This is a genomic window from Arthrobacter sp. APC 3897 (genome assembly GCF_030407495.1).
Lineage (GTDB): Bacteria > Actinomycetota > Actinomycetes > Actinomycetales > Micrococcaceae > Arthrobacter_B.
In genome coordinates this window covers 1-11,153 of sequence record NZ_JASDDG010000022.1, presented here as the reverse complement: position 1 = coordinate 11,153, position 11,153 = coordinate 1, and the positions used below count along the sequence as shown (strand labels likewise).

General features: G+C 66.5%; 8 protein-coding genes. 2 read left to right on the top strand and 6 right to left on the bottom strand.

Features of this window, described 5'->3' with window-relative positions:
- Positions 1–11: 11 nt before the first annotated feature.
- From QMA10_RS11585 to QMA10_RS11565, 5 genes are all read right to left on the bottom strand, one after another.
- On the bottom strand, positions 12–2,738 hold the full coding sequence (locus tag QMA10_RS11585; RefSeq protein WP_290168531.1) for a WecB/TagA/CpsF family glycosyltransferase: 2,727 nt from the start codon (positions 2,736–2,738) through the stop codon (positions 12–14).
- A 325-nt stretch (positions 2,739–3,063) separates the two neighbouring features.
- Positions 3,064–3,690, bottom strand: a complete 627-nt coding sequence (locus QMA10_RS11580; protein WP_290168530.1) for an acyltransferase — start codon at positions 3,688–3,690, stop codon at positions 3,064–3,066.
- 359 nt (positions 3,691–4,049) lie between these two features.
- Complete coding sequence (locus QMA10_RS11575; RefSeq protein ID WP_290168528.1) at positions 4,050–4,397, bottom strand: hypothetical protein; 348 nt, start codon at positions 4,395–4,397, stop codon at positions 4,050–4,052.
- 233 nt (positions 4,398–4,630) lie between these two features.
- Positions 4,631–5,653, bottom strand: a complete 1,023-nt coding sequence (gene ppk2 / locus QMA10_RS11570; protein WP_290168527.1) for a polyphosphate kinase 2 — start codon at positions 5,651–5,653, stop codon at positions 4,631–4,633.
- 147 nt (positions 5,654–5,800) lie between these two features.
- Entirely contained in the window at positions 5,801–7,771 is a 1,971-nt protein-coding gene (locus tag QMA10_RS11565; protein ID WP_290168524.1) for a S8 family serine peptidase, read from the bottom strand.
- Positions 7,772–7,939: 168 nt separating this feature from the next.
- Here QMA10_RS11565 and QMA10_RS11560 point away from each other — a divergent pair, with 168 nt between their 5' ends.
- The gene (locus QMA10_RS11560; protein WP_290168522.1) at positions 7,940–8,842 is read left to right on the top strand and encodes a DUF1524 domain-containing protein; all 903 of its coding nucleotides are present in this window, start codon (positions 7,940–7,942) and stop codon (positions 8,840–8,842) included.
- A gap of 10 nt (positions 8,843–8,852) precedes the next feature.
- Here QMA10_RS11560 and QMA10_RS11555 read toward each other — a convergent pair whose 3' ends face one another.
- The gene (locus QMA10_RS11555; RefSeq protein ID WP_290168519.1) at positions 8,853–10,658 is read right to left on the bottom strand and encodes a glycoside hydrolase family 15 protein; all 1,806 of its coding nucleotides are present in this window, start codon (positions 10,656–10,658) and stop codon (positions 8,853–8,855) included.
- A 165-nt stretch (positions 10,659–10,823) separates the two neighbouring features.
- Between QMA10_RS11555 and QMA10_RS11550 the strand changes: the two genes are divergently transcribed.
- A complete protein-coding gene (locus QMA10_RS11550; RefSeq protein ID WP_290168517.1) occupies positions 10,824–11,108 on the top strand; it encodes a hypothetical protein in 285 nt (94 codons plus the stop codon).
- The last annotated feature ends 45 nt before the right edge of the window (positions 11,109–11,153 follow it).

Below are 11,153 nucleotides of genomic sequence, written 5' to 3'. Positions count from 1 at the left end.
TCCGCGGCATCCTAGGAAACCGCCTGCCGCGGAGGCAGGCCGGTGCGGCTGCTTTCATCCCGCTCCCAGCTGATTCCGGGTCCCGCCCCCGCTGCCAGCCGGCGGCCGGCCAGAGTGAACGCGGTGTAGACGGCGGCGTCGAAAGCGCTCCGCGGGCCGCGCACAGCGCCCAGGATTCCGGCAGCGCTGGCGAGCACCGTGCTGCCCAGCGCCCCCTGCTCGGCGTTGCCCCGGTAGGTGCGGCGGAGCACCGCCAGGAGACCGGGAACATCGCGTGGCAGGCGCACCAGCACCGGCGGGCAGCCCAGTACCTCTTTCTCCCCTTCCGCGAAGAACCGGTCCACCCAGAGGTCGTCGGCCACCACCGCCGGCAGCGCTCCCAGCCGCTGGCCGGCTTCGGCACTGAGTGCGTACGCTCCCGCTCCCCACAGCGATTTCTGCGCTCCGGGAAGATGCCGGCGCGCCCGGTAATAGGAACGGACCAGCAAACCCGCCCCCTCGACGTCGTAATCCACTGAAGGCCGCACGGCCAGGGAACCGGAGACCAGCGCCTCGAAGAGCACCTTTACCGTTTCCGGCCGCACCCGGATGTCCGCATCCAAATACAGCCGCGGCCAGTGGGACGCCGCAGCATTTCCGGCGTTGATCGCTGTGGTCTTGGATGCTTCGGGGAGTTCCAGCACCCGCACACCCGGCCGTGCCGAGGCTTCTGCGGCGGAGCGGTCCGTGCAGCCGTTGCAGACCACCAGCACTTCGGTCCCGGCCGCGACCACCGGAGCCAGCGCATCCAGGGTCGCTCCGATGACAGGCTCCTCGTTGTGGCACGGAATGATGATTGTGCCCCGCGGAAACTGCTCCGCCGGTGTTCCCTGACCTGCCGGCTCCCCGGACGTGCCACCCGTTGGGTTCGACGCCGGGTGCCGGGCGGCCGGGAGCGCTTTCCGTTTTCCGGGCAGCAGGAGTGCCTCTACCGCCCGCCGGTGCCCCGCGCCTCCGATCCGAAGTACCTCGGCAAGCAGCACCACGCTCCGGAAGCCTGCCGCATAGCCGCGGCCGCGGTGCAGTTGGGCATAACGCACCCGGTTCACCGCCATCAAGGCGGCCAGCTCCGGTGACTGCCCGGAACCACCGCGGCGGTGGATCATGGCTGCCGCCGGTTCAAACCACACCTTGGCACCTGTGCTGCGCGCCCGCCGGAAATAGTCCGTTTCCTCGGAGTAGAGGAAGAACGTCTCGTTCCAGCTGCCCAGCCTGCGGGCCAGCGGCATATCCACCAGCAGAGCCGCGCCCGTCGCCCAGTCCACCGGATGGGCATAGACGTAAGCTTCGGCGTCGTACTCGATCTCCGAAAGCCAGCCCGGGCGCTTCGCCAGCCGGCGCCCGGCCAGTGCGTCTCCCAGCGAGCGGAGGATGCCCGGCTCCCGGCGGAGCGATGGGTAGGTGGTGCCGTCCTCGTCGGCCAGCAGCGGCACCACTATGCCCGTCCCGGGTTGGCGCAGGCGCTGGAGCATGGCCTTGAGCGCGCCGCGGCAGACCCGCAGATCCGGATTCAGCACCAGCACGGCTCCGGCATCGCCAGCGTACCGGGCGGCGGCGTTGATGCCTCCGGCATAGCCGAGGTTCCCGCCGGTTTGCAGCACCCGTACGTCGGTGTGCAGTCCCAGTTCGGCGACGGTGGCGTCGGTGGAGGAGTTGTCCGCCACGACCACACGCAGGACCAGGTCGTCGGTCTCGGCACGCAGTGAACCAATCAGACCCGGGATGTCCGCGGCGTTGTTTCGGGTCACGGCCAGCACGCAGACGTCGGCAAACCCGTCCGCAGACGCGAAGTGCTGCGGTACCGGGGCGGGGGAGGGCACGGCAGGAGGCGGCACTTCACGCAGCGGCGCCCGCGGAGTTTCCCGGCCCGCGGGACGTTGCAGGCGCAGGTAGGCAGGCGGGCCCTGCACCAGGTACCGCCTGGCCAGGCGGCGTGGCTCCAGCGCCAGCCGCCAGGCCCACTCCAGGCCGTTGGCACTTACCAAGGCCGGTGCCCGGTGGATTCTCCCGGCCAGGAAATCCACCACCGCTCCGAAGGCCAGAAGTACTGAAGCGCCGGTGGCGGCACCGTGTTCGGCGATCCAAAGCTCCTGCCTCGGCTTGCCCAGTCCCACTATTAGTACGTCCACCTTGCTGCGGGCAATCCCGGCAGCGAGCGCCACGTTGGCACCGGGGTCCCCGAGGGCCTGCCTGTCCGGGGACCAGCAGCCGGCGACCCACAGCTTTGGACGTAGCTGGGTGAGCACCTGCAGGAGCCGTTCCTGGGTCTGGGGTGCACCGCCCAGGAAACCGACGCTCAGCGCGTGGTCTTCGCACCGATCCAGCAGGGGATTGATTAGGTCGCTGCCGGCCAGCCGCTGCCACTGCAGTTCGGTAAGGGCGCCGGCCCGGGCCGCGATGGGTGCCCCGTCCACCATGTTCAGCCACTGCACCGGCCCACTCTGGCCACAGCCATCCAGCGCGCCCATCCAGCGCCCGCCGGTACCGAAGTAATGCACATGGTCCAGGTTTATTGAGGCCACGGCCAGCGGCGGCCGGACCGCGCTGCGGGCGTGCCCCACTATGGTGTCCAGCGCCTGGTCGGAGGTCAGCAGGTCAACGGGCACGTCCGCGAGGACCAGGCGCTTTCTGCTGCTGCCGGAGACGGATCCGTTCGCGCCGGATACACGGGTGCCCGCTGTTCTTCCTTGCTTTGCCAACAGCTCTCCTCCGCCTTGTTGCTACTGGCAGTGAGAATAGGAGCGGGGAGTTGCAGCGGAGTAGGTATAGGTTACTGGTCTCTGGGCGGGTCCGTGCCGGTACCGCTGAGTAGTCTGCGAGCGCTTACGTGCGTATCGGCTCTGACCGGGGGAGATGCCGCGGCGGGGCAGCAGGGCTTTAGTCCGGCCGTTGTGGGTGGCTCTGCCTGGGCCCTGAATTTCGCGGGCTGATGGAGCCAGAGGGACAACCTTTTCGACGGCTCAACGCCACGGTACTGAACAACCGCCCCCACCCCTTGACTAACGGGCCACCGCGGCCTGCAGCCTAGGCCTGCTGAGCCCCCGCCTGGGCCGCGCGGCCCGGAACCGGTCCCAGCACGCCGTCCTCCAGCCGGAAGGCAGCGTTCGTGAGCGGGCAGGTCCATTCGCCCTTTCCGGCTCCGGGCACCAGGGGATGCCCAGCCGGACCCACCCAGCCCACCTGCCGCGCCGGTACCCCAGCGACGACGGCGTACGGGGGAACATCGCGCGTCACGACGGCGCCGGCGGCCACGGTGGCCCAGGCACCGATCCGGACCGGGGCGATGCACACGGCCCGGGCACCGATAGCGGCTCCCTCGTCCACCTGGACGCCCACGGGCTTCCAATCCTCGGCACCTTTCAGTGACCCGTCCGGGTTCACCGCCCGCGGATAGGTGTCGTTTGTGAAGACGGCGGCCGGACCCACAAAGACCCCGTTGCCTAGAACCGCCGGCTCATAGACCAGGGCGTGATTCTGGATTTTGCAGTTGTCACCAATCCGGACGCCCGGACCGATGTAGGCTCCGCGGCCAATGATGCACCGCTCGCCCACTACAGCGTCCTCGCGCACCTGGGCCAGGTGCCAGATACGGGTGCCGCTGCCTATCCGTGCCTCCGCGGCAACATCAGCCGTCGCCTCGACCATGTCCATTCCGGTGTCCTTCCATCCCGCACCCCGGTTGTCCGCTGTGCTGGGCAAACCCTACAGCCCGGGCAAGCGCACGGGTATCAGCGGTCCCCGCCAAGTAGTCGTGGAATCGGCGTGGTGGCTGCTCCGGGATCCAGTGATGCGCGTTGCTCCACCCCACAGCGCCACCGGGACGGCCCGCCAAACGGCGGACCGGCAGGTTCCCGGGAAACCGGCCCGCCGGCCGGAACCGCCGGCACCGCCGGCCTGCCTGCAGATACCGGTGCGGGTAGTCGACTTCAGGCAGCCACCCAGCCGCGGCTTGTGGGCCGCGCCGCGCGTGCCGGGGCGGTTCCTGCAAAGTCCGGTGATTCTCGCTAGCATCATGGATAACGCAGATCACAACGGCGTGATCTGCGTGTCCACGTGGGGGCGCCGGTGCCGGTGACAGTGATGTTCCGGGGCCACGGATGCCCGGGATCATCGGCCAGGAGCGTGGTGGTGCCGAAGCCGGTAATGGTGAAGGTGCCGGTGCTGCCGGTGGGAACAAGCGAGAGGCGTACGACGGCGGTGCCCTGGTCCGGAGGGATGGCCAGCTCCGATAACAGATCCAGAGCCGCCACCTCCTGCACCGCTTGCTCCAGGCAGTCCTGCTGGTTCAGCCGCTGGACGGTGGAATACGGATCGGACGCTGTGAATTCCTGTTCGTGCCCGTCGACGGTCAAGAGCACTGTGGCTGTGGCGACGGCTGTGGCCGATGCCGTGCCCGGTTTCGGCTCCCCGCCGCAGCGGGGAGCAGCCGCCAGCTTGGCGGGCAGGGCTGCAGTGCCGCCGGCGCGCAGTGTGCTGTTCCCGGAAGGCCCCGGAACCCAGCTGATGCTGTCCTCATAGAAAGGCGTGGTGAGAGCTGCTGCGGTAACTGATATCGGCGTTCGTCGTTCATGAGAACTGCCTCCGGGGCGGGTCAGCCCTTGGGACGCACCACAGGGAAACGGCCGCTGGGTTCTTCGTCTTCCTCGAAGTGGCTGGCGGCAGGGCCAACAATCAGCGGATCCGGTGCATGTGCCACCGAGGTGTCCTTGTTCGGATAATCCACGCTGTGCAGCACAAACCGCATGGCCTCAAGCCGGGCCCGTTTCTTGTCATTGGATTTCACCACGGTCCACGGGGCGTCACCGGTGTCGGTGTAGAAGAACATGGCTTCTTTGGCTTCGGTGTAGTCATCCCACTTGTCAAGGCTGGCAAGGTCTGTGGGAGAGAGCTTCCACTGTTTCACGGGGTCTGTTTCCCGGGCCGCAAACCGTGCCGCCTGCTCCGCCCGGCCCACGGAAAACCACAGTTTGCTGAGCAGCACCCCGGAGTTCACCAGCATTCGTTCCAGCTCCGGCACTTCCCGCATGAACTCCAGGTATTGGGCCGGCGTGCAGTAGCCCATCACCCGTTCCACGCCGGCACGGTTGTACCAGGACCGGTCCATCATGACGATTTCGCCGCCGCTGGGCAGTTTTGCCACATAGCGCTGAAAATACCACTGGGTGCGTTCGCTGTCCGTCGGTTTCTCGAGGGCCACAATCCGGGCACCGCGCGGATTCAGGTGTTCATTGAAACGCTTGATCGCCCCGCCCTTGCCTGCGGCGTCGCGGCCTTCAAAGATGATGAGCATTTTCTGACCGGTGTCCTTGACCCAAAGCTGCATCTTCAAGAGCTCTATCTGCAACGCACGCTTTTGCTTCTCGTAACTGCTCCGGGTCAACTTTTTGTCGTAGGGATAATTGTGCCGCCACGCGTCGTCGTCGGCATTGACCTTGATCTTTTTGGTTTTGATCTTCAACTCACGAAGCTCATCGAGCTCGTTTGCGTAATCCTCCGTCGCGGAGACGCGTTTTGTCTCATCCAAGAGCTCACCATCGGCAGCAGCGTCATGTTCGGGCAGCTGCTTGGTGGGCTTTTTGTCCTCTTCTTTGACGGTGGTCTTGTTCGTAGCCATGGATATCTCCTGCACGCAGACGGTGACTACGAATCTACGTCTCCGCAGCAGGTCAGGGAAGGGGTGCCGGCAGGGGATGCGCGAAGGGAGCTCCGGAAAGGCCGGACCTCCCTCAGATGCGTTCTCTCACAGGCGCTTACGCATTGTTCACCGGTTGAACGCGGTGTCGAAACGGTGCATGAATGCTGCCATCGCGTCACGTTTCACGGGGTTCAGCGGTCGGTACGTGCTGGTGCCGCTGCCGCCGGCCCAACCGGTGGAGATGCCCTTGGACGCCAGCCAGGATATCTCCGTGTAGAACCGGTTGGTTGGCGCGATGTCGGTGAACGGAGAGTTCGGCGGAACCGAGGTGTCCGGCGAACCGGCATAGCGGTACATGAAGGCGGCCATGGCGTCGCGGTTAACCGGTTGAAGGGGGCGGTACGTGCTGGTGCCGCTGCCTTCCACCCATCCGGTGGAGATTCCCTCCGCTGCCAGCCAGGAGATCTCCCGATAGAACGGGTTGCCGGTGGAGACATCGGCGAAGGGAGATACCCGCGGCGGCGTGAAGTCAGGGCTGCCGGCGAGCCGGTACATGAAGGCCGCCATTGCGTCCCGCTTCACAGGTTCCAGCGGCCGGTAGGTGCTGGTGCCGTCCGCTTCGGTCCACCCGGTGGAGATACCGGCCTCGGCCATCCACCGCATGTCGTCAGAGAACTGCATCGATTTCGGAACATCCGCGAACGGGGATGCCACGGCGGCTACGGCCGCGGAAATATTCAACAAACCGGGTCCGCAGCGCGGTGCGCAGCTGCCCGGCAGCTCCCGTGCCGTCTCCAGCAGGGTGGACTCCACCTGCCGGGATGTCAGCCCGGGGTCGGCGGACAGCAGGAGGGCTGCCGCACCGGAGACGTGGGGTGCGGCCATGGAGGTCCCCTGATAGTAGGTATAGCCCTCCTCCGCGGGAACCGAACGGCCGTTGTTGATCGTCGAGAGGATTCCGCCGCTGGAATCTCCCGAGGTATTTCCGCCCGGGGCCATCAGGTCCACCAGCGGGCCGAAGTTCGAGTACGGTGCGCGGGATCCGTTTCGGTCCGTGGCGCCCACTGCCAGCACGTTGTTGCAGTTGGCAGGCTGGCTCCGGTCAGCCGGGATGTTGTCATTGCCGGCGGCCGCCACAACCAGGGCCCCGCGCTCCGCAGCAAAGTCCACCGCCTTCTGCATCGCGGCGGAGCAGGTACTCACGCCGCCCAGGCTCAGGTTGATGACGCGGGCAGGCGTGGCGTTGAGGGGAACGCCGGGCAGCTGGCCGCCGGCAGCCCACATGATGCCGTCCGAAATGTCGGACATATATCCGCCGCAGGTTCCGAGTGCCCGCACCGGAAGGATTCGGGCGCCGGGCGCCACTCCGCTGATCCCGGTGCCGTTGTTGGCACTGGCCGCGACGATGCCGGAGACATGCGTTCCGTGCCAGGTGGAGGCACTGCCCACAGTCCTGCCGCAGGAGCCGTTCGCGTACCAGTCGCCCTCATCCCGGGGATCGGGGTCCCGCCCGTTGCCGTCACTGGCCACTGCCGGGTCTGAAATCAGGTCATAACCGGGAAGGATCTGTGCCTGAAGGTCCGTGTGCGCGGTGATGCCGGTATCCACCACAGCCACCACCTGCCCTTTTCCGGTGGACGAAGTCCACGCAGCCGCCGCATCCGCCCCGCCTCCCGAAGCCTGGAGGTTCCACTGCCGGGGATAGAGGGGGTCATTGGGGGCAGCGGCGGACGGGTACAGGAGAACGTCCGGTTCCACGTGTTCGACGTCGGGAACGGAAGCCAGGGCGCTGACGACGGCGGCGGTTTCTTCAGCGGTGAGGCCCGGGTCCACCTCCACCACGGTTCCGCCGCTGCCGGTTCGGCGGAGTTCGGTCACCCCGGCGCCCAGGGGACGGCCCGCGTCCACATAGGCCTGCTCACGGGTGCTGCTCGAAGCGGCTGCCCGTTCGTTGAACGTGACGATGAAACGGCTGGGCGGCGCAGCGTCACTGCTGCCGTGCGCCAAGGCCGGCGCGGACACCAGCGGACTGCTCAGCAGGAGCAGGGCGGCCGCACCCGTCACAGTGCGGAGCAGGCGGGAACAGGAAATCTTCACCAAGGGGCTACCTCTTCAAACGGGCCCGCCGGCGGCACATCAAACGGCGGGTGCATGGCTGACGCGGGTCAGCCGCGCACCTGAACTCTACCTGCAGGAATTATTGGCGCTGCAACAAGACTGATGAACGGAAAATTGAATCCAATCCGTCGTCCATAATTAATAGAGATGACTTCTTTACGCACCAAAGTTCTGGCCCTTGTCGCTTTACCTGCAATTCTGCTTGGTTCCTCTGCCTGCACTCCGCTGACGGACGCGGGGGCGGAAGCAAACGCAGGGTTCGGAGCCGGGGACGGCAGTTCATCGGTGCAGGAGGCAGCGTCCGGATCGGCGCTGGAACAGCTGGAAACCCTCCCGGTTAAGGGCCGTGCGCCGAAGACCGGCTATGACCGGGACCAGTTTGGGCCGTCCTGGGCCGACGTGGACCGCAACGGATGCGATACCCGCAATGACATCCTGGCCCGGGATCTCACCGCCGTGGTCTACAAGGACGGAACCAAGGAATGCGTAGTGGCATCCGGAACCTTCGCCGACCCCTATACGGGGACAACCATTAACTTTGTGCGGGGCAATGAAACCAGCACGGCCGTCCAGATTGACCACATTGTGGCGCTGTCCGATGCCTGGCAAAAAGGTGCCCAGCAGTTGACCGCTGAGGAACGGCGCCGGCTCGCGAATGACCCGTTGAACCTCATGGCCGCGGACGGTCCGGCCAACGGCGCCAAATCGGATTCCGACGCCGCCACCTGGCTGCCGGCCAACAAGGCCTTCCGCTGTGAATACGTGGCCCGCCAGGTTGCGGTCAAAGTCCGGTACGAATTGTGGGTAACCCAGGCGGAGCACGATGCCATCGCCGGTGTCCTCGACTCCTGCCCGGACCAGCCCGTCCCCGACGGAAGCCTGAGCTCCTCGGCGGCTGCGGAGGTTCCCGTGGCGGATGCCGGCGCCGTCCCGGTCTACGCCAACTGCGCAGCCGTCAAGGCTGCCGGTGCAGCACCCATCCGCCCCGGAGATCCGGGGTGGGAGCCGAAGTTTGACGGCGACGGCGACGGCGTGGGCTGCACTTCCTAGCCTGGAGTCCTTAGTCCGTGCTGCTGTCATGAAGGGTCAGCGCAGCGGTGACCAGCGCGAGGTGGGACAACCCCTGCGGAAAGTTCCCCAGAAAAGCGTGGTCTTCCTCCGCGATCATTTCGGTGTAGAGCCCAACATCGTTCGCCAGCGGCACCAGCTGGTCCATGAGCTCAACCGCTTCCTCCCGCCGGCCGACATGGGTCAGCGCGGATACCATCCAGAACGCGCATGCCACGAAGGTGCCTTCCTCCTTTTCCGCGCCGCTGTAGCGGTAGAGCAGGGGCCCGCGGCCCAGCTCGTCCCGCAGCGCATCGAGGGTTGCACTCATCCGCTCGCCGCGGTCGAAGCCGCTGATGGCATGGAGCAGGATGGAGGCATCCAGCTTGTCGGATCCCGGATACCAGACGTAGCTGCCGCGTTCCTCGGACCAGCAGTTCTCCCGCACCCACCCCTCGATCCGCTCCTTCTCCGCCCGCCACCGGTCTGAGGGACCGGGAACCTGCCCCAAATCGGCCAGATGCGAGGCGCAGCTGAGGGCATGCCAGCAGCCCAGCTTGGAGGTGGTGTAATGCTGCTCCTCAAACAGTTCCCACATTCCGGCGTCGCGCTTTTGCCAGGTGTCACAGGCGAGGTCCGCCAGATCAGCCAGCAGCCGCCCGGTTCCGGTGTCCAGGACGTGTCCGGCGTCGACGTAGAGCTGGACAATGTTGAACAGGTCCCCGAAAACTCCCATTTGCAGCTGGGATGCCGCGTTGTTGCCCCGGACCACCGGGCCGATGCCGCGCCAGCCGGGCAGGTCCAGCTCCTCGGCGCCGTCCGCCGGTTCTCCGTTCAGTGCGGTGAACACCTGCAGGTCCTTGCCCTGGCTGCGGATGCTCTTTAACATCCCCGCAACAGCGGCGTGCACTTCTTCCCGCAGGCCAAACCGGATCAGGGCGTTTAGCGTGTAGGCGGTGTCGCGGACCCAGGCGTAGCGGTAGTCCCAGTTCTTGCCGCCGTCCATGCTCTCCGGCAGCGACGTGGTGGCGGCAGCCGCCACCGCTCCGGAGGGGCTGTGGATCAGCAGCTTGAGCGCCAGCGCGCTGCGCTGCACCGCTTCCGCCCACGGCCCGTCATAGGAAAACTCCTTCATCCAGCTCTGCCAGTTGGCAATGGTGCGGTCGACGCCGGCATCCACAGTCTGCGGGTCCGGCAGCGCCAGGGGCTCGTTGTGGGTGGACACAATGGCCACCAGGTGCCGTGAGCCCGGGGTGGCAGCGAACGAGCCCGTAATGCTGCGCTCCGTAACCTGTTCAGCGCCGTGCTCGAAGCCGCGGACCCCGATGGTGGTCTGCAGGGCATGCAGCACCGGCCCGTGGGCGCTGTTCTCCACCCAGGGCGAGGCGGTACCGAAGCAATTGCCCGGTGCCACGGACCAGCGCATTCGGACGGTGCCGGTCAGCCCCTCAATCCGGCGCGCCAGCTCGCCCCACGGCAGCCGCCCGGCTACACCGGTGTTGAGGGAATCCGTGACGCGGACGCTTCCGGAGGCGGTGATGAAAGTGGTCGCCAGGACGTTCGTTCCGTCCACGTAGGCCCGTTCCACCGTGAACTCTTCCTCCGGACGCAGTTCGATCCGCCCGCCGTCGTCCGCGTCCAGCAGGGCGGCAAAGGAAGGAACCGAGTCTAGGTCCGGGGTGGGATACCAATCCACTGCACCGTCCCTGGCCACCAGCGCAACGGTGCGTCCGTCCCCTATCGCGGCGTACGAACGCAGGTCCGCATAACCGTTGGTGCGCTCGTTCGAAGGTGGATGAGTGGAGCTTTCGGCGGTCATCGAAGCCTTCCGTTGATCAGCGGGTCCGTAGCTCCAGCCTAAACCTGGCGGCCGGAACCGGAACGGCCGCCAGGACGGACCTTCAGCGCTCCGGCGCGCATGGAAACGGAATGTTTTCCCTGCGCACCGTATGAGGGCGCCTGGCAGAAGACAGTGGAGATTGCCATGGGCAGGCAGAACGAAACCGGAGCCACCATCCTCACCACAGAGCCGCCGGATACCGCCTACACCAACGAGTATGTGCAGAAGGCACCGGCGGAGCTGGAAGAGGAGGGCGTGGACACCAACGCTGCCGAATACCGGGCCGTGGAGGTCACCCTGGCCGAGGGCGGAAACCAGCCAACGCACCACAAACGGCCGGCAGCCTGCGCTGCCGGCCGTTTGTGGTGCCAGCGGCCCTGCATCGTGCCTGCTGAGGGCCGATTTGCGGGTGGGTGGAAACCTGTGTAAAGTCTTCTAAGTCGCCGCGGCCGGGAGTTGGAAAACATCCCGAGC